This is a genomic window from Streptomyces sp. NPDC056224, assembly GCF_042267665.1.
GTDB lineage: Bacteria > Actinomycetota > Actinomycetes > Streptomycetales > Streptomycetaceae > Streptomyces.
Genome location: NZ_JBHJTK010000004.1, coordinates 26,235 through 43,816, shown reverse-complemented (window position 1 = coordinate 43,816; position 17,582 = coordinate 26,235). Strand labels below are relative to the sequence as shown.

The window sequence follows — 17,582 nt, the reverse complement described above, 5'->3', positions numbered from 1 at the left end:
GCCCGGAGGGCGCCAGGGCCGGTGCGCCGACCCTGGCGTGAAATCGCCGGTCAGGCCGGAAGGACGACGACGCCGTCGGCGTCCGCGTGGACCGTGTCCCCGGGGCGGAAGGTGGTCCCGCCGATCGTGACGGGCTCGTCCACCGTGCCCGCGCCGGTCTTGCCGCTCTTACGGGGCACGGTGCCCAGCGCCATGACCCCGAGGTCGAGTCCGCCGAGGGCGGCGCTGTCGCGGACCGCGCCGTTGATGATCAGGCCGGCCCAGCCGTTGCGCTCGGCGGCGCCGGCGATGAGGTCGCCGACGAGGGCGGTGCGCAGCGAGCCGCCGCCGCGAGGACGGCGCCCTCGCCCGGTGCGTGCACGAGCTCGCGCAGCAGCGCGTTGTCCTCGTGGCAGGAGAGGGTCCGCACCGGGCCGGCGAACACCCGGCGGCCGCCCAGCAGTCGGAACCGGGTGACGCCCATGTCTCCGGGACTTCCTCGCTGCTCGGTCCGGTGCGCTCTGCCTCATGCCTCATGCCTCATGCCTCACGGCACGGTACCGCTTGAGCCGTGCGGTGATCCTCTCGGGATCCGCGTCGCCGTTCGGCTCGGCGAAGAGGTCGTGGGGACGGGGGCGAAGGCTCAGTCCCGCGAATTGCCGAAGAGGATTCGGTAGCCGATCAGCAGGACCAGCGAGCCGGCGATGGCGGAGCCCCAGGTGGCGGGGTCGAAGAACTGGGCCTGGACCGGCCGGTCCAGGAACTTCGCGGAGAGCCAGCCGCCGGTGAAGGCGCCCGCGACGCCGATGAGGGTGGTGCCGATCAGGCCGCCGGGGTCCCGGCCGGGCAGCAGGACCTTGGCGATGCCTCCGGCCAGCAGTCCCAGGATGATCCAGCCGACGATCCCCATGTCCATTCACTCCGTTTCGGTGTTCCGGTGTTCACCGGGGAGGACGCCAGGGCAGCCGAAACGGTTCTCCGGCCGTCGGCTCACACGGCCACCCGGCTGATCGGCGCCGTGGGCGCCGTAGGCGCGGCGGGCGCGGCGGGCGCGGCGGGCGGCTCGGCTTCGGCGGCCACGGCCCGGGCGGCGGGCGGCTCGGCTTCGGCGGCCACGGCCCGGGCGGCGCGCGCAGGGGGCGTACGGGTCAGCAGGAGCACCCCCCGCGCCGCGGCGAAGGCTCCCGCCACCGCGAGCAGCACCCCCAGCGCGCCGCCTTGGAGGCGTTCGCCGAGCAGGACCATGCCGATCGCCGCGGCGGCCAACGGGTTGGCCAGGTTCACCACGGCGAGCGGGGCACCGAGCCCGCCCCGGTAGGCCCGCTGCGACAGGAGCATCCCGCCGACCGCGAACACCACGACGAGCAGGGCCACGGCGACGACCCGGACGCTGAACAGGGATCCTCCGCGCCCTCCCGCCACGGCCACGGTCTGGGTCAGGGCGGAGGCCGCCGCGGAGGCCAGTCCGGAGGCCGTGGCGTGGCGCAGCCCCGAGCGCGGGTCCTTGACGGCGGTCAGCAGCAGGATCACGGTGGCCGTGGCCCCGGAGACGGCCAGCGCCTCGGCCAGGCTGAGGGTGTCGTCGGGCGCCGGCCCGGAGGCCGGGAGCAGCAGCAGACCCAGCCCCGCGACGGTGGCCAGGGTGCCCCGCCATTCGCTCGCCGCCACCCGGCGGCCGGCTCCGCGCGCGCCCAGCGGGACGGCGGCCACGAGGGTGAGCGCGCCGAGCGGCTGCACCAGCGTGAGCGGTCCGTACCGCAGGGCCGCCGCGTGCAGCAGGGCGGCGGCGGCGTTCAGCCCGGCCGACCACCACCAGGCTCCGGAGCCGAGCAGGGCCCTGGCGCTGCGTGCGACGGCGGCGCGGGCGAGCCGCTCCTGGGCGACGGCGGCGGCCGCGTAGGTCACGGCCGAGGCGAGGCAGAGGACGACGGCGAGAGCGGTGGCGTTCACCGCTCGGCTCCTGCGGAGGCGGGGGCGACGGCCGTGTCACGGGCAGAGCCTGAACCGGATCCGACGGCCGCGTCGGGGGCAGAGCCGGAGCCGGGGACAGGGCCGGGCTCGGCGGCGGTTCGCGGGCCGGGCAGCCCGTGCACGGCGCCCGCCTCCGCGTCCCCTCTGCCACCGCCGCCACCGCCACCATCGGCATGGGCGGCATCCGGTCGCGGGACCAGCCGCAGGGCGGCCCCGAGCAGGAGGGTCGCGACGATCGCGTCGAGCCAGTAGTGGTTGGCCGTGCCGACGACCACCAGGAGGGTCAGCAGGGGGTGCAGCAGCCACAGGGCGCGCCACCTGGTGGGGCGCGTGGCGGCGATCATGCCGAGGGCGAGCGTCAGCGCCCATCCGAAGTGCAGGGAGGGCATCGCCGCGAACTGGTTGGCCATGGTGTCGGTGGCCGGCGCGGCGCCGTAGACGGTGGGGCCGTACACCTGTCCGGTGTCGATCAGGTCCGCGGCACCCAGCAGCCGCGGGGGCGCGAGCGGGAAGCCGAGGTGCAGGGCGAGGGCGGCCCCGGTGAGCACGGTGAGCACGCGGCGGGCCCAGAGGTAGTGGGCGGGGCGGCGCAGGTAGAGCCAGACCAGGAAGAGCGCGGTCGCCGGGAAGTGCACGGCCGCGTAGTACGTGTTGGCGGTGTGCACGAGGGCGTCCCCGTGCAGCAGCAGCCGCTGCACGGCACCCTCGCCGGGCAGGCGCAGGGCGCGCTCGGCGTCCCAGATCCACGCGGCGTTGCCGAGGGCCTCTTCGGTACGTCCGGTCGAGAGCGACCGACCCGCCTTGTAGACGGTGAACAGTCCCGCGACGAGCAGCAGCTCGCGTATGAGGCGGCGGCGCGCGGCTCGGCGTCCGGCCGCCGCCCCGGCGGGTGTGGCATGGGAGGTCATCCCCCGGTCTCGCTTCCTGCTCGCACAGATCGACACGCCAGTGTATCGATACATTTGCGTATCGATACGCAGGTGTACCGATACGCTCGCGTTCCCGTACACTGCTCGTACTGGAACAAGCCACCGAGGCGCCCCCGAGGAGAGCCGCACCCCATGACGACGACGCCGACGACCGCGCGCCGCTCCAAGATCACTCCGGAGCGGGAGCAGGAGTTCTACGAGGCCGTCCTGGAGCAGCTGCGCGAGCACGGCTACGAGGCCCTGACCATGGAGGGCATCGCCGCCCGGGCGAGCTGCGGCAAGTCCACGCTCTACCGGCAGTGGAAGACCAAGCCCCAGCTCGTCGCCGCAGCCCTGCGGGCCAACCGGCAGGGCACCCTCGTCGCGGTGGACACCGGATCGCTGGCGGAAGACCTGCGCGAGGCGGCCCGGATCGCGGCCTGCACCTCGGGGCGCGACACCCGGCTGACCCAGGCCCTCGGGCACGCCGTGCTCAGCGACGAGGAACTGCAGGCCGCCCTGCGCGAGGCGCTGGTCGAGCCCGAGCTGGCCGCCTTCGACGTGATGGTGGAGCGGGCGGTGGCGCGCGGCGAGATCACCGCGGACCACCCCGCCGTGGAGTTCCTTCCGGCGCAGCTGATGGGTGTGCTCCGCATCCGGCCGGTGCTCGAAGGACGGTACGCCGACGCCGACTACCTGGTCCGGTTCGTCGACGCGGTCATGCTCCCCTCCCTGGGTCTGACACCACCCCAGGGCCCCTGAACCGGCGGGCCGCCGTCCCGATGACCGGACGGCGGTCCGCCCGCGCTGCCTCGTGGGGACGGCGGCAGCGCGCCACCCGGACCGGGCGGCGCTCACTCACGCGACGAGTGGGCGCCTCCCGATCTGAGCGGCCCCGGGCCGTCCGAGCCGGGCCGGGCGGCGGCCGTCGCCGCCGTCAGCGCACTCGGCCCATGATCCGGGTGAACTCCTCCGGACCGGTGTCGAAGCCGTGCAGCCGCGGGTCGAGCGACCAGGCGCCCGAGTCGTCCCGGGTGAACTCGGCGACCGTGGCGGCGGTGGCGGACGGGACGGCCGCGAAGTCGCCCTGGGCGAGATCCTCGTACCCCTCACGGATCCGGACCCCCGTTCCCGCGACGTCGGAAAACGTCGTGGGGCGGTCCGCACCCGTGTCCTGGATCAGGACACCGACGACCACCCGGCGCAGCTCCGGCGCCATCCGGTGGAGTTCGAGGGTCATCACCTCGTCGAAGCCGAAGCCCTGGCCCGTCTGACTGTCCCGGTTGAGGGTGATGGTGCCGTCGGGCGACCGGCTGCCGAAGTGGACCAGGTGGACGGGGACCCCGTGGAGGTCCGCCGCTCCGTAGACCGCGGCCACGATGTCGAGGTCGTGCGCCGGCGTGCCGGCGGGACTGGGGTCCCATCGCAGCGCGATCTCCACCTTGGCCAGGCCCTTGCGTACACCGGTCACCGAACTCCCCCTCCGCCCAACGGGTATTGCCCGCCCATGGTCCCACGGGTCAACCGCCGGAGCCCGGACGACCGCACGTTCCCGGCCAGTCCGCTCAGGCCCCGAGGTCGACGCGTACGGTCTCCACCCATCCCGGCGGCGCGGGCGCGTTCTCCCCCACCAGCGCGGCGATCAGCCGGCAGGACGGGGTCTCGTCCGGCCACGGGGTGTACCCGTCGGTCAGTACGACCACGATGTTCGGCCGGTCGGCCAGGGCCAGCGCGGCGCTGATGCCGACGCGCATGTCCGTGCCCCCGCCGCCGGCCAGGGCCACCTGGTCGACGCTGGTCACCCGGGTCACGGCGTGGACGTCCGCGTCACACGCGAGGACGGCGACCCGGTTGCCGCCGACCCCCACCTCCCGCAGCACGCCGGTGACTTCGGCGAGCGCGGCGGCCAGGTCCTCCGGGCCCATCGACCCCGAGGTGTCGATGACGATCGCGACCCGCGGCAGCGGCCGGCGCAGGCTGGGCAGCACCACCCGGCCGCCGAGCGCGGGGGTGCGGCGCGAGGGGCGGCGGTAGGTGTAGTCCACCGCGCCGGCCGCCCAGGCGGCGGCCTCCCGCACCGCTCCGGACAGGGCCCGGCGCCAGTCGACGGAAGGCTCCAGCAGTTCCTCGGCCCACCGGGCCCATCCCTCGGGCATCCGGCCCCGGGCGCGCTGGTGGGCCCGTACGGCCTGGGCGGTCTGGCGGCGCAGCGCCTCCGCCTCCACCGGGCCGACCCGGGCGGGGCCGCGCTCACCGAGCTCCCAGGGCGTGGGAGTGCCGTGCGCGCCGGACCCGCAGTCCACCCCGTGCGCCGAGGACGTGCTGCACTGTGCGGGTATCGTCGGCAGGTAGGCCTCGAAGAGCCCGCCCGTGGGCAGGCCGAAGAGCCGGGGCTCCATCCGGCCCTCGGGCAGCCTCAGCCCGTCGGCGAGCAGGTCGTCGTTGATCTCGCAGTCCTGGGCGATGTTGACGCGGCCGTGATCGCGCTGATCGGCGGCGGGCAGGCGCTCGGCCCGGCCGTGGTGGTCGCGCAGCAGGTGCGCCACCTCGTGGATCCACACTCCGGCCAGTTCGTCGACCGGGGTCGCCTCGACGAAGGCGGGCGAGACGTAGCAGCGCCAGTGCCGGTCGACGCCCATGGTGCGCACGCCGTCCGAGGGGACGACCGTCAGTGCGTACAGGGCGGAGGCGAGGTACGGGCGGCCCTCGGCGGCCTTGTAGCGGGCCGCCAGGAGCTTCGCGCGGTCCAGGCGCACGGCCCGGCCCGCCGGGCTCAGCCGCCGCCCGGCAGCGAGCCGGACAGCCGGAGCAGTTCCACGAAGGCGTCGATGCCGGCGGGCACCGGCCAGTCGAGGTCGCGCATCGCGGCGAGGTCGGCGGCGGCCCGGGCGGCGACGTCGGGTACGCCGGCGTCCACGGCCTTGGCCAGCACCGCCCAGCCCGCCTCCCAGCGGGGGCGGGTGAGCTCGCTCTGCACGGCGGCGACCACGGCGATGAGGAAGGCCAGCTGCCGGTCTCCGCGCTCGGGCAGGGCGAAGGCGTCCGGGTCGGCCAGCACCCGGTCCGGGTCGGGCAGGTCGAGGTGTTCGAGGTACGAGAGCAGCTCGATCCCGGCGGCTTCGCCGACGGCTCCGGTCAGTGCGGCGGCCAGTGCCTCCCGGCCCGTCGAGGCCGCGTACCCGGTGGCCAGCAGCCGCAGGGCCATCTCCCAGGTGCGCGGGGAGGGCCAGCCGCGGCCGCGGGACGCGGCCTCGGCGGGCATGTGGTGGACCAGGCCCGGCCGGGCGGTGAGGAAGCCGGAGACGGCGCCGCGGGCGCGGGCGGCCGAGCCGGAGGCCTTGGCGGGGTCGACAGCCGGGATCGCCACCTCGGGCCAGGTGCCGGCCATGCCGCGGGCCACCGTGCGCGGATCGTGCGTCCAGTCGAGGTGCACGAAGCGGTTGGCCAGCGGGGGGCTGAGGTGCCAGCCGTCGGCCGCGCTGGCGGGCGGGTTGGCCGCGGCGACGATCCGTACCGCCGGGGGGAGTTCGAGGCTGCCGACCCGGCGTTCCAGGACCACGCGCAGCAGGGCGGCCTGCACGGCGGGCGGGGCGGAGGACAACTCGTCGAAGAACAGCAGTCCGTGGCCGGTGCGGGCGAGGCGTACCGCCCAGTCCGGCGGGGCCATCGGGACGCCGGTGGTGGCGGGGTCGTCGCCGACGATGGGCAGCCCGGAGAAGTCCGAGGGCTCGTGGACGCTGGCGATGACGGTCTCCAGCTCCACCCCGAGCGCGGTGGCGAGCTGCCGCATGCCGGCGGACTTGCCGATGCCGGGCTCACCCCACAGCAGCACGGGCTGATTGGCCGTCACCGCCAGGGCCAGCGCCTCCAGTTGGGGATCGGTGGCGGGTTCCCTCCGGGTGGCGCCCAACCGCTTGCCCAGGGCGTCGGCGGCGGCCAGGGCCCGGGAGGGCTGCGGCTGGGCACTCATGCGTCGTCGTCCTCGTCTTCCTCACGGTATTCCATGTGCTCGTCGAACCAGTCGGCGCCGATGCCGGGGAACTCCTCGTCGACGCGCCGGCGCAGGAAGTCCAGGTCGGTGCGCTTGTAGCGGCGGATCTCCTGGGACAGCGACAGTTCCATCTCGTCGATGACGTCGATCCTGGCACCGGCCGCCAGCAGGGCCCTGACCAGCTCCGGGGAGCCGCCCCAGTGCACGGCCGACAGCAGCGGAGTGCGCTGGTGCTTGTCCCGCGCCTCCAGGTCGAGGCCGGCCGCGAGCAGCCGGGGCAGCAGCACTTCGTGGTCGAGCAGGTGGAGTTCGTGCAACAGGCCGCGTCCGCGGGCCTCCCGGATCCGGGGGTCCACGCCCGCGTCCAGCAGCGTCACCACACCCGGGGTGTCCCCGTGCTGGGCGCGCAGGAACAGCTCCCGCTGCTGGTCGCGCAGGGCGCGGGGCAGCCGGCCCTCACCCGTGGTCCAGGTCTGCTGCACGGCGAAGCAGCCTGAGACCGCGCCGCCGAACGCTCGCATGGCGCGCTCCCGTTGCTGCTCTTCGGCGGTGTGCGGCAGGTCGAGTACGCCGCCCCGCGAGCGCACCTCGTGCCAGTCACCCCGGCAGCGCACCCGGACGGGCTCCGCCTCGGCGGGGCCGGGCGGGCCCGCGGCGGGCCCGGCGCCGGGGAACAGGGAGGCGGCCACGAGGGGGTGCAGCTCACGCGGGGTGATCCGGCCGGTGCGCACCAGTTCGAGGTCGGGCAGCCGCTGCCAGGCGTACCGCGGCAGCAGTTTCGGGACGGCGAGTGCCTCTTCCCGCTCGATGAAGCGGGCCCGGAGCCGGTCGGGGCCGTCGGTCTCCAGCAGGAGGTAAGTACGCCAGTCGGCCGCGATCCGGTACCGCTCGCCCGCGCCGGCCGCCACGAGCCGCCCCACCTCCTGCACGAGCCGGGTGAGGTCGATCGGCATCCGCCCGAACAGGGCCTCCGGGTCCAGCTGGCGCTGGTAGGGCTGCGGGGCCGGCACGGTCAGGTCGCACTCGATGCCCGCGGCCTCGTACGCCGCGGCGGTGTCCCCTTGCGCGCGCAGCAGGTCGATCCGCTCGGTGCGGCCCTCCGGGTCGCCGAAGCGCGCGCCCAGCTCGGATGCGCGGCGGGCGTCCCAGAACGGCCGGACCGCGGTCCAGTCCTCCGGGACGAAGCCGCGTCCCGTGTACCGGTTCCGCTTCGTCGGGACGACCGGCGCGCAGTGCAGGCGCAGCCGCTGCGCGCCCTCGGTCATGACGGGCGTGGTGACCGACAGGGTCGGGCCGTCGGCGCCGCCGTACGAGGCCAGCAGGATCCGCAGGTCGGTGGCGATGGTGGTGCGGCCGCCGAGGCCGCGCGGCAGGTGCCAGCGCAGCAGGTCGGGGGCGAGGTTGCGGAGGTCCTCCTCCACGGCCCCGGCGACGGAGGCGCCGTAGCGGGCCGCGACCTCGGGCAGGTCGAAGCCGATGTCCACGCCCGCGGCTGCGCAGGCCGCTCGCCAGTCCCCGGCCAGGCGGTGCGCGGTGGCCTGTTCGATCATCCAGCCGGGTACGGCGTACCGGCGGATCCGCTGCCAGGCCGGGCCGTCCTCGGGCAGGAAGCCGCCGGGTGCTCCCGCGTACGGGCTCACCGGTACACGCTGCCGATGGCGCGCAGGTCGGGATGGGTGGCCCGGGCCGGGCGGAGCCGGTCGGCGAAGGAGCGCTTGACGCGGCGGGGCAGGCCGGGGCCCAGGCCGACGTACTCCAGGGGGCTGTCGGCCGTCACCGCCGCGAGCAGGCTCTTCGCGCCGCGGCCGGTGAGGCCGGTGTGGCGCAGTTCCAGGCGGCGCAGGGGGCTGCCGGGGAGCGCGGCGGCCAGGGCGTACGCCCCTTCGTCGCCCGGGTCGTTGCCGGGGGCTCCCAGGCTCCGCTCGGACATCGTCCGGCCGAGGTCCAGGGCTTCGACGGAGTCGAGGGCGCCGGCCAGGGAGCGCGCTCCGGCGGCGCCGATGCCGTTGCCGCCGAGGCCGAGGCGGACCGGGCCGGGGGAGGACGCGGCCGCGGCGGCCAGGACGGCGGCGCCGTCGTCGCCGAGGTGGTTGGCCGGTACGTACAGCTCGCGCACCCCGGCCTCCCGGATCAGGGCGGCGAGCAGCGGCGCGGCGTCGGGGCCGAGGCCGTTGCCGCCGAGGAAGAGGCGTTCCAGCGGCTGCTCGCGCTCCAGCAGGGCGTCGAGGAGGAGGCGTACGCCGTCCGCGCCGATCCCGGTGTTGACCAGGTCGAGGGTGCGCAGGGCGGTGTTGCGGCGCAGCAGCGCGGCGAGGGTGCGGGCGCCGTCCTCGAAGAGCGGGTTCCGCTTGAGCCAGAGGGCTCGGACGGTGGTGTCCTCGGCGAGGGCTCCGGCGAGGGCGGCGACCCCGTCGGGGCCGATCCTGTTGCAGCCGAGGTAGAGCGTGCGCAGCCCGTGCCCGTCCGCTCCGGCCGCCAGGTTCTCCGCCAGGGTGCGGGCTCCCCCGTCGCCGATGGCGTTGGTGCCGAGGAGCAGGTGGGTGGCGTGTGCGGAGGCGGCCGCGGCGGGCAGCAGCCGGGCCGCGCCGCCCGGGCCGAGCCCCTGCTTGCAGAGGTCGACGCGGCCGTCGGCGCGCAGGGTGCCGAGCGGGAAGGCCTCGTCGGCCTCGACCGGGTGGTCCGCCGCGAGCCGGGCGAGCAGCGGGTCGAGACCCGCGGGGTCGGCCGGCGGCATGTCCGGGTGCTCGATCGCGGGGCACCGTACGGGTGTCGGCTGTGTCATCACCACTCCACCGGTTCCTTCGCCGGTGCCCGGCGTCCATCACGACTTGAGACAGCAAGTAGACGCAAGACCGGTCGGATTCGAACCGACGTCCTCCAGCTCGATGCGTGGGCGCGACGACCTCTGCGCTACGGCCTTGCTGCGCGCGATCATACCGGCCCGGCGGCCGGAAATCGATCACCAGTTTGGGTCATTGATTCCCGACTGCCGGAATTTGTCTACCAATTGCCGTCCTGTACAGGTTTGCCCGGCCTCGGGGCGTTACCGAGCGGCTTGACCTGGGCGGGTTCCGGCTCCGCCCAGGGGGTGTGGTCGTCGCCGATCCACTCCCCCACCGGCTTGACCCCGGCTAGCGTCGCGGAGGGCGCGAGGTCGGCGGCGGACTCGTCGTAGTAGTCGAACCAGGGCAGCCCGGCCCGGGTGTAGGCGGCCCGGTCCACCGGCGAGGGCGGGGCGGCCTCCCCGGTGATACGACGCCACTCGGGCGGCGTCACCAGGTGCACGAAGACCCGCGCGGCCGGCTCCTCCGCCCAGGCGGAGAGCGGCCGGTCGTCCCGGTAGACCTCCTGGCGCATGGAACCGCCGACGCCGAGCCCCATCGCGGGAGCGGCGGGCGGCGCGCCCCGGGTCGGCGCCGCCCCCGGGGCCGCCGGAGCGACGGCCGGGGCCGGGATCCCGCCGGGAGCCGCCGCCATCGGCATGGGTACCGGGCCTCCGAAGCCGGCGAACCCGCCGGCCGGGCCGGTCGGCGGGGTCGGGGGCGGCGGGGCCCACTGCGGCGATCCGGGAGGCCGGGTCCGCGCACTGTCCGCCCGCCGCCACTCCTCCAGCACCGCCGGCGCGAGCGGGAACGCCTGGAGCTGTACTCCGCCGGTGGTCTCCTGCCCGGTGACCTGCCCCTCGACGGTGGCACCGAGCCCCAGCGGTACGGCGACGAACTGGCGCACCGTCCCGTCGCCCGAGTTGATCCCGTCCAGCCACGGCTGGCGGGGCAGCACCACGTAGTTCTGCGGACCTCGGGCGAGCCGGCCCGTCCAGCGCTCGCCCGACACCGCGCACACCTTGCCGACCCCGACCTGGAGCGCGGCGGGCTCGCGGGTACCGGCGAAACTCAGCCACATCGCCTCGCGCAGGTACACGGGCAGCATCACACCCCCCTTCGCGAGCCACTCCGGCGGCACCGTGTCCGGGTAGTCCTCCACCCGCCGGAGCGGGAATTCCCCCAGCCCCGGCGGCAGCGCGTGCGTGCCCGATTCGGGCAGCCGCAGGGTCCGGATGAAGCGGATCTGCACCCCTTCTCCCAGTAGCAGCGCATTTTTGTCGATCCGCACCGAACCCGTCTCCACGCCCGCCCCTTTCCCGCCTTCTGGCGGCTCCGGCCCGGTCCCACCGCAGAATCTGCGGCCGGTCCGGATCGTTATCCTCAAGTTTTCCTCAGATGTAGTGACGCTGCGGCCACCGGCTTCCTAGCTTCCTCGTACACGTGTCGTGACGTCCCCCACGCATCCGCGGTTCCACGCGCGCCGGCGATCCCGGCACACGTCCCGCGTCACCGAGGAAAGAGTGCAGCAATGAAGGTTCCCCAGGCCGGCGCGGTCGCCGCAGTGATCGCCCTCGCCCTGACCACCTCCGGGTGCGGCGGTGACGACCAGGCCAAGGGGACGCTCTCCATCGGCATCAAGTTCGACCAGCCCGGCATCGGGCTGCGCGAGACCGGCGGCGTCTTCTCCGGTTTCGACGTGGACGTCGCCACCTACGTGGGCAAGGAGCTCGGCTACAAGGCGGACCAGATCGAGTTCAAGCAGGTCTACAGCAACGACCGCGAGCTGCTGCTCCAGTACAACGAGGTGCAGTTCGTCGCCGCGAGCTACTCGATCAACGAGAAGCGCAAGGAGAAGGTCGACTTCGCGGGCCCGTACTTCGTGGCCCACCAGGACCTGCTGGTCCGCGCCAGCGACAACACGATCGCCAGGGCGGAGGACCTCAACAGCAAGCGGCTCTGCTCCGTCACCGGCTCGACCTCGGCGGAGAACATCAGGAAGAGCGTCGCCCCCAAGGCGAGCGTGCTGGAACTCCCCGGTTACTCGGAATGCCTCGTCGCCCTCGAGGACAACCTGGTCGACGCCATGACCACGGACAACTCCATCCTGGCCGGGTACGCGGCCCACAAGGGCAACGAGGGCAAGTTCAAGCTGACGGGCCAGAGCCTGAGCACCGAGAACTACGGCATCGGTGTCAAGAAGGGCAACAAGGAACTCCAGACCAAGATCAACGCCGCGCTGAAGAAGATGGTCGCGGACGGTTCCTGGGAAGCGGCCGTGAAGAAGAACTTCGGCGCGGACTACAAGTACGAGCCGGCGCCGGCGATCACCGCGGGCAGCTGACGATCGTCGAGGCGGTGGCCGGGTCCGACCAGTCGGCGTCGAAGCGGGCGTTGACGACGTAGAGCCGGTCCCCGAACACCGCCGCCGTCGTCGGCTCGTCGAACCGCGGGTCCGTGATCTGCCGGACGAAGCGGGCACGGCGGCCGTCGCCGCTGAGGGTGAACACGTCCACGGCGTGGCTCCAGTTGCGTACGACGTACAACGTGCGGCCGTGGACCACGAGGCCGTCGCCGTTGCCCACCGACCCGCCGTCGAGCACGGTCCGGGTGGCGGCGCCGGTGGCCGGGTCGATGCGGAAGAGCGCCTGGGCGGTGTCGTGCACCACCAGCAGGGCCCGGCCGTCGGGGGTCCGCTCGATGCCGTTGGCTCCCCAGTACTCGCCGCCGGGCGGGACCGGGGCCCATTCGCCGCCGAGCCGCAGCGCGCGGGGGGCGGCGCCGGCGCCGGTGAGCTCGCGCCCGGCGGGCAGGAAGTACAGGACGTCGCCGAAGGAGTCGGTGAACCAGGCCCCGCCGCATCCGACGACGACGTCGTTGACGAACGCGGTGCCGGTCGCGGCCCGGTGAGTGGCGAGGACCCTGCCGTCGCCGGGGTGGACGACCCGGATCTGACCGCTGGCGCCGCCCGCGACGAGCAGCCGGCCGTACGCGTCGAGCTTCAGCCCGACCGACTGCGGCCCTTGGCCCCGGGTGAGGATCCGGCCGGTTCCGGTGGCGAGGTCGGCCCGGTAGATGGAGCCGTCGATCAGCGAGCCGGTGTAGGCCACCCCGCGGGCGGAGACGGCTATGCCCTCGGGCTGGAAGCCGGGCGGGGTCACGAGGGTGTCGGGCCACCGGGCGGCGGCCGGCGGGCTCCCGGCCGACGGGGCCCCGGCCGGGAGGAGCCCCTCCGGAGGGGGCCCGGCCGGCCGGGCCTGGGCGAGCGGGGCGAGCGGACCCGCGAGCGCGGCGCCGCCGAGGGCAGCGGCCGCGCCGATGAACCTGCGCCGACCCAAGGATCCGGTCACGGTGGTGTCCTTTCAACTGCCGTGGCATGAGCGTTGATTGACGCTCACACCTCAGCACACCGCCCGCGCGCCGTCAGTCCCGCGTCCGGACACTTCACAAAGGAATGGGGAGCCTCCCCTTCACCGCCGGAGCGGAAGCCCGCTCCCGGTCAGATCACCGGGGCCTTGCTCCGCAGCACCGTCAGGAACTCCCGCATCCAGCGCGAGTGGTCGGGCCAGGCCCTCGCCGACACCAGCGTGCCGTCGACCACGGTCTCGGAGTCCTCGAACTCGGCCCCGGCCGCCTCCATGTCCGGCTCCAGCGCCGGGTACGCGGTCACCCGGCGGCCGGTGAGGCCCCCGGCCGCGGCGGTGATCAGGGGGCCGTGGCAGATCTGGGCGATGGGCTTGTCGGCGTCGGCGAAGGCGGCCAGGATCCGCCGCACCTCGGGATCGTTGCGCAGGTACTCCGGCGCCCGCCCGCCCGGGACGACCAGGGCCGCGTAGTCCTCGGTGACCACGTCGGCGAAGGCCAGGTCGGCCGGCCAGGTGTAACCGGGCTTCTCGGTGTAGGTGTCGAAGCCGTCTTCGAAGTCGTGGACCACGAACCGCAGCTTCTTCACCGACGGCGCCGCGATGTGGACCTCGTACCCCTCTTCGCGCAGGCGCTGGTACGGATACAGGACCTCCAGCGACTCGGCCGCGTCGCCGGTCACGATGAGGATCTTCACTGCCATGGGCTGCTCCAGGAAGGGCCGTGCTCGGTCGGATCGGCCCCGTGGGGGCCACCGCTACCCTGCCCGCGCCGCAGGCCCGGCACACCCCGGGATCCGCACGCCGGACACATGGTTTTAACCTGTTCGGCACATGACAATGTGAGCCTCGCTCTGCCACCTGACACCCCGCCAATTCCCCGGGCGGGGACGGTGCATACGGATAGGTACCCCCACGTGATGAGAATCTCGCGCCTGACTCCCTGGGCGGCCGGTCTCGCGGCCGCCGCCCTGTTCGCCGTCCCGGCCGCCGCCTCGGCCGGCCAGCAGCGGACGGCGGACGCCCGGTCCGCCACGGGCACGGCCGCAGTGACGGCCGCGACCACGGTCGACGACTACTACGCACCCGCCGCGGGCAAGACCGGAGCCGCGCTGAAGACCGCGCTGCACGGCATCATCAAGACCCAGTCCAAGGTGACCTACGACGGCGTGTGGAACGCGCTCAAGGTGACCGACCAGGACCCGGCGAACCCGAACAACGTCATCCTGGTCTACTCCGGCCGCTCCCAGTCCAAGTCCACCAACGGCGGCGACCCCAACGACTGGAACCGGGAGCACGTCTGGGCCAAGAGCCACGGCGACTTCGGCACCGCGACCGGCCCGGGCACCGACCTGCACCACCTGCGCCCCGAGGACGTCACGGTCAACAGCACCCGCGGCAACAAGGACTTCGACATGGGCGGCAGCCCGGTCTCCGAGGCCCCGGGCAGCTACACGGACGCCGACTCCTTCGAGCCGCGGAACGCGGTCAAGGGAGACGTGGCGCGGATGCTGCTCTACATGGCCGTGCGCTACGACGGCGGCGACGGCTTCGCGGACCTGGAGATGAACGACAAGGTCAACAACGGCACCGCCCCCCTCTTCGGCCGGATCAGCCTGCTGAAGCAGTGGAACCAGATGGACCCGCCGGACGCCTTCGAGCAGCGCCGCAACCAGGTCATATTCGACACCTACCAGCACAACCGGAACCCGTTCATCGACCACCCGGAGTGGGTCAACTCCATCTGGTAACCGGTCGGACAGCAGTGACGTCCTTCGGGGTTGGGCCGCACCGTGACCGGGTACTCGCAGGTCAGAGGCTTCGGTCCGCGCCCGGCGGGACAGCCTGCGGAGGTACGTCGTCATGGACGGAGCCGGACTTTCCGATCACGAGCAGCGCGCCCTGTCGGCGATCGAAGCCGATCTGAAGGGCGACCGCTCCCTCGACCGGCTCCTGCGGTCCGGGCGTCCGCGTCACCGCGTCCTTGCGGCCTGTCTGCTGGGCGCGGTGACGGTGGCCCTGCTCGTGGCGGCTTCGGTCACCGTGGCCCAGCCGCTGATCTGGGCCTTCGCCGCCGCCTGGGTCCTTACCGTGGTCACTGCCCTGCCGCTGATCGGCCGCTGGGCCCGGCGGCGCTGGCAGCGCCGGGATCGGCGGGCCTGAGGCCGACAGGCCGGTGGCGCCGTCCTTCGATCGCCTCGATCTCCTCGATCGCAGCCGCCGCCGCGGCCGGATCGCTGGTGGTCGCGGCTCGTCCGCGCGATGCGACGGCGGCGGGCCGGTCGCTCGCCCGGCGCGGCTGCGGAACCCCGGACCGGCCTCTGCGACGTCGTTCCGGCCCTCACCGACGGGGCTCTCACCGCGGCGGCCCCGACCCCCGCGAGATCACCGCGGCGGGTCCAGGCGGTCGGCGAGGGCGGTGAAGCCGGTCCACGGCAGGGCCGGGGTGCGGGCGTCCCAGACCTTCTGGGACAGCGCGGCCAGCGGCAGCCTGATGCCCGCCGCCACCTGGTCCTGGGTCTGCGCGCCGGACAGGTCGGACCAGATGGCCAGGCGCCCGCCCAGGATCTGGTCCGCGTACTGCGCCGGGACGGGGGTGCTGCCGCGCAGGACCAGCGGGGTCCACTGCTTGTAGATGCGCTCGCCCGTGGGGTAGGTGAACTGGTTCGGTTCACCCAGCACGTAGTACAGGTACTCGTCGTTGAGGTTCACGACCTTGCGGCCCTCGCGCAGGTATTCCAGCGGCGGGCGGGCGCCGATCTCCTTGCCGGTCCAGTACTCGGCCTGGATGTCCTTGGCCGCGCTCGCGACCCCGCCGCGGAAGAAGCCGTCGTTCCAGGCCTTCAGTGCCTTGCCCGAGGGCCGCACGGTGTCCGCGCGGTCGTCGAGCCAGCCCGTGGCCAGGTCCTGCACCCGCGCGCTGGGCCCGTACCGCTGCCGCGCCGCACTCGCGAGCTGCGGGAAGGAGGCCTGGGGGTCGCGGACCACCAGCGCCTGGTACTCGTCGGCGCCCAGGTGCCAGGCCCCGCCGGGGAACAGCGGCAGGTACTCGCGCAGCAGTTCGTCGACGAGCTTCGCGGAAGCGGGGTTCGATATGTCCACCGCCCCCTTCACCGCCCTGCCCTGTGCGTCGCGCAGTTGCAGGCCGGGGTGGGCGCGCAGCACCGCGCCGAGGTGTCCGGGCGAGTCGATCTCGGGGACGACGGTGATGTGCAGGCGGGCCGCGAGGGCGGTGATGGCGCGCACCTGGGCCTTGGTGAGGTGCGGGGTGGAGACGATCTCGGGATGGCTGGCGGACTCGATCCGGAAGGCCTGGTCGTCGGAGAAGTGCAGGCCGAGCTGGTTGAGCTTCAGGTCGGCCATCTCGCGCAGCCGGTCCTCGATCCAGTCGGGGGTGTAGTACTTGCGCGCGATGTCAAGGTTGAGCCCGCGCTGGGGCTTGGCCGGGCCGTCGCGCACGGTGCCCTCGGGGGCCGAACCGGCGTTCTTCACGGCCTGTTTGAGGGTGCGGGTGCCGTAGAAGACCCCCGCCTCGTCGGGTCCGGTGATCCGCACGCGGCCGTCCTTGACGGCGAGGGTGTACGACTCGGCCGGGCCTGATCCCTTGGCGCCCAAGGAGAGTTCGACGTCTCCCGTGCGCGGCTCCCCCGACTCGGCGTATCCCATGCGCAGTTCACCGGCGAGCAGCTTGCCCTCGTCGGACAGGGCCGCCCTCTCGCCCGGCGCGACGACCACACGGGCTTCGGGGGCGGGCTTCCAGCCGGGGCCCCGGGCGGGTATGTGCTCCCGTACGGCCGGGATGGTGCGCGGGGCGGTGGACAGGGCGTAGGAGCGCGTCGGGGTCGGGGCGGGTTCGGTGGGCGCGGGGGAAGGGGAGGGCGCCGCGGGGCCGGGCCGGGTGCTGGCGCCGGGTGTCGGGGCGGCGGGGGCGCGGGCCTCGTCGGAGGCGGCCGTGCAGCCCGGGACGGCAAGGGTGACCAGTGCGGCGACCGTGGCCGTCGCTATGACGTGGCCTCTCACGTTGAACCTCGGATTTCGCATCGTGCGCCCGTGTTCCCCGTACCAACCTGGCACGGGGAGCCCGGGCGCGCGACCCGGCGGCGGTGTCAGACCAGCTCGGCCCGCGCGGTGGCGGCGACGGCGTGGTCCTGGTCCGGGGCCCCGCCGCCGACACCGATCGCGCCGATCAGGCGGCCGTCGCGATGGACGGGCAGCCCGCCGGCGATGAACAGCAGCGGCCGGTCGAGGGCGGTGGGCAGGGTGTGGAACGGCCCGCCGGGCCGCACGGCGTCGACGAGGTTGGCGGTGGGCGCGTTCAGCTGGAGGGCCGTGTAGGCCTTGCGGGTGCTGGTCTCGCCGGAGATCAGTACGGCGCGGTCGTCGCGGCGGAAGGCGAGCAGGTGGCCGCCGGCGTCGAGGACGGTGACGCTGGCCGTGACCCCGGCGGCTTCCGCGGCGGTCCGGGCGGCGGCGACGAGCAGGTCGGCGTCCTCGGTGGTCAGGGGGGCGACGGCGGTACGGGTGGCGCTGGACATGCGGGTTTCTCCTT

General features: G+C 74.2%; 19 protein-coding genes and 1 pseudogene. 4 read left to right on the top strand and 16 right to left on the bottom strand.

Annotation, left to right across the window (positions count from 1 at the left end):
* Positions 1 to 50 precede the first annotated feature (50 nt).
* The 5 genes from ACFCZ1_RS07540 to ACFCZ1_RS07520 form a co-directional block, all read right to left on the bottom strand.
* Positions 51 to 290 (bottom strand): S-adenosylmethionine: 2-demethylmenaquinone methyltransferase, encoded by a 240-nt coding sequence (locus tag ACFCZ1_RS07540; RefSeq protein WP_376677701.1) that lies wholly within the window; start codon positions 288 to 290, stop codon positions 51 to 53.
* Positions 251 to 463, bottom strand: a complete 213-nt coding sequence (locus ACFCZ1_RS07535; protein ID WP_376677713.1) for a hypothetical protein — start codon at positions 461 to 463, stop codon at positions 251 to 253. Before ACFCZ1_RS07535 ends, ACFCZ1_RS07540 begins: the two co-directional genes overlap by 40 nt.
* Positions 464 to 622: 159 nt before the next feature.
* The gene (locus ACFCZ1_RS07530) at positions 623 to 889 is read right to left on the bottom strand and encodes a GlsB/YeaQ/YmgE family stress response membrane protein (protein WP_376677449.1); all 267 of its coding nucleotides are present in this window, start codon (positions 887 to 889) and stop codon (positions 623 to 625) included.
* An 80-nt stretch (positions 890 to 969) separates the two neighbouring features.
* Positions 970 to 1,929, bottom strand: coding sequence for a hypothetical protein (locus ACFCZ1_RS07525; protein WP_376677448.1), 960 nt, complete (start codon positions 1,927 to 1,929; stop codon positions 970 to 972).
* The gene (locus ACFCZ1_RS07520) at positions 1,926 to 2,858 is read right to left on the bottom strand and encodes a phosphatase PAP2 family protein (protein ID WP_376677447.1); all 933 of its coding nucleotides are present in this window, start codon (positions 2,856 to 2,858) and stop codon (positions 1,926 to 1,928) included. The genes ACFCZ1_RS07525 and ACFCZ1_RS07520 overlap by 4 nt, the downstream gene beginning before the upstream one ends.
* Before the next feature lie 153 nt (positions 2,859 to 3,011).
* On the opposite strand from ACFCZ1_RS07520, the gene ACFCZ1_RS07515 reads away from it, so the two are divergent.
* Positions 3,012 to 3,620: a TetR/AcrR family transcriptional regulator gene (locus tag ACFCZ1_RS07515; protein WP_376677446.1), complete on the top strand. Its 609-nt coding sequence runs from the start codon at positions 3,012 to 3,014 to the stop codon at positions 3,618 to 3,620.
* A 175-nt stretch (positions 3,621 to 3,795) separates the two neighbouring features.
* On the opposite strand, the gene ACFCZ1_RS07510 is transcribed toward ACFCZ1_RS07515, so the two are convergent.
* From ACFCZ1_RS07510 to ACFCZ1_RS07480, 7 genes and pseudogenes are all read right to left on the bottom strand, one after another.
* Complete coding sequence (locus ACFCZ1_RS07510) at positions 3,796 to 4,329, bottom strand: TerD family protein (protein ID WP_376677445.1); 534 nt, start codon at positions 4,327 to 4,329, stop codon at positions 3,796 to 3,798.
* A gap of 94 nt (positions 4,330 to 4,423) precedes the next feature.
* Positions 4,424 to 5,614, bottom strand: a complete 1,191-nt coding sequence (locus tag ACFCZ1_RS07505; RefSeq protein WP_376677444.1) for a VWA-like domain-containing protein — start codon at positions 5,612 to 5,614, stop codon at positions 4,424 to 4,426.
* 17 nt (positions 5,615 to 5,631) lie between these two features.
* Positions 5,632 to 6,828 (bottom strand): AAA family ATPase, encoded by a 1,197-nt coding sequence (locus ACFCZ1_RS07500; RefSeq protein ID WP_376677443.1) that lies wholly within the window; start codon positions 6,826 to 6,828, stop codon positions 5,632 to 5,634.
* Positions 6,825 to 8,489: an ankyrin repeat domain-containing protein gene (locus tag ACFCZ1_RS07495; RefSeq protein WP_376677442.1), complete on the bottom strand. Its 1,665-nt coding sequence runs from the start codon at positions 8,487 to 8,489 to the stop codon at positions 6,825 to 6,827. Before ACFCZ1_RS07495 ends, ACFCZ1_RS07500 begins: the two co-directional genes overlap by 4 nt.
* Complete coding sequence (locus ACFCZ1_RS07490; protein ID WP_376677441.1) at positions 8,486 to 9,631, bottom strand: gala protein; 1,146 nt, start codon at positions 9,629 to 9,631, stop codon at positions 8,486 to 8,488. Before ACFCZ1_RS07490 ends, ACFCZ1_RS07495 begins: the two co-directional genes overlap by 4 nt.
* A 65-nt stretch (positions 9,632 to 9,696) precedes the next feature.
* A pseudogene (locus tag ACFCZ1_RS07485) lies at positions 9,697 to 9,769 on the bottom strand.
* 80 nt (positions 9,770 to 9,849) lie between these two features.
* Complete coding sequence (locus tag ACFCZ1_RS07480; RefSeq protein ID WP_376677440.1) at positions 9,850 to 10,977, bottom strand: hypothetical protein; 1,128 nt, start codon at positions 10,975 to 10,977, stop codon at positions 9,850 to 9,852.
* 225 nt (positions 10,978 to 11,202) lie between these two features.
* Between ACFCZ1_RS07480 and ACFCZ1_RS07475 the strand changes: the two genes are divergently transcribed.
* A complete protein-coding gene (locus tag ACFCZ1_RS07475) occupies positions 11,203 to 12,015 on the top strand; it encodes a glutamate ABC transporter substrate-binding protein (protein WP_376677439.1) in 813 nt (270 codons plus the stop codon).
* Here ACFCZ1_RS07475 and ACFCZ1_RS07470 read toward each other — a convergent pair.
* Together ACFCZ1_RS07470 and ACFCZ1_RS07465 are read right to left on the bottom strand one after the other, a co-directional pair.
* Positions 11,999 to 13,021: an SMP-30/gluconolactonase/LRE family protein gene (locus ACFCZ1_RS07470; RefSeq protein ID WP_376677438.1), complete on the bottom strand. Its 1,023-nt coding sequence runs from the start codon at positions 13,019 to 13,021 to the stop codon at positions 11,999 to 12,001. The two genes, ACFCZ1_RS07475 and ACFCZ1_RS07470, sit on opposite strands and share 17 nt — an antisense overlap.
* Positions 13,022 to 13,170: 149 nt before the next feature.
* The gene (locus tag ACFCZ1_RS07465) at positions 13,171 to 13,737 is read right to left on the bottom strand and encodes a DJ-1/PfpI family protein (RefSeq protein ID WP_376677437.1); all 567 of its coding nucleotides are present in this window, start codon (positions 13,735 to 13,737) and stop codon (positions 13,171 to 13,173) included.
* Positions 13,738 to 13,953: 216 nt separating this feature from the next.
* Between ACFCZ1_RS07465 and ACFCZ1_RS07460 the strand changes: the two genes are divergently transcribed.
* Positions 13,954 to 14,784, top strand: a complete 831-nt coding sequence (locus tag ACFCZ1_RS07460; protein ID WP_376677436.1) for an endonuclease I family protein — start codon at positions 13,954 to 13,956, stop codon at positions 14,782 to 14,784.
* Between the two features lie 112 nt (positions 14,785 to 14,896).
* Positions 14,897 to 15,196 carry a DUF3040 domain-containing protein gene (locus tag ACFCZ1_RS07455; protein WP_376677435.1) on the top strand — a complete coding sequence of 100 codons (300 nt, stop codon included), beginning with the start codon at positions 14,897 to 14,899 and terminating at the stop codon, positions 15,194 to 15,196.
* 222 nt (positions 15,197 to 15,418) lie between these two features.
* Here the strand turns inward: ACFCZ1_RS07455 and ACFCZ1_RS07450 are convergent, their stop codons facing one another.
* Together ACFCZ1_RS07450 and ACFCZ1_RS07445 are read right to left on the bottom strand one after the other, a co-directional pair.
* Positions 15,419 to 17,074 carry a glycoside hydrolase family 20 protein gene (locus ACFCZ1_RS07450; RefSeq protein WP_376677434.1) on the bottom strand — a complete coding sequence of 552 codons (1,656 nt, stop codon included), beginning with the start codon at positions 17,072 to 17,074 and terminating at the stop codon, positions 15,419 to 15,421.
* A gap of 65 nt (positions 17,075 to 17,139) precedes the next feature.
* Entirely contained in the window at positions 17,140 to 17,568 is a 429-nt protein-coding gene (locus ACFCZ1_RS07445) for a heme-binding protein (RefSeq protein WP_376677433.1), read from the bottom strand.
* Positions 17,569 to 17,582: the final 14 nt, after the last annotated feature.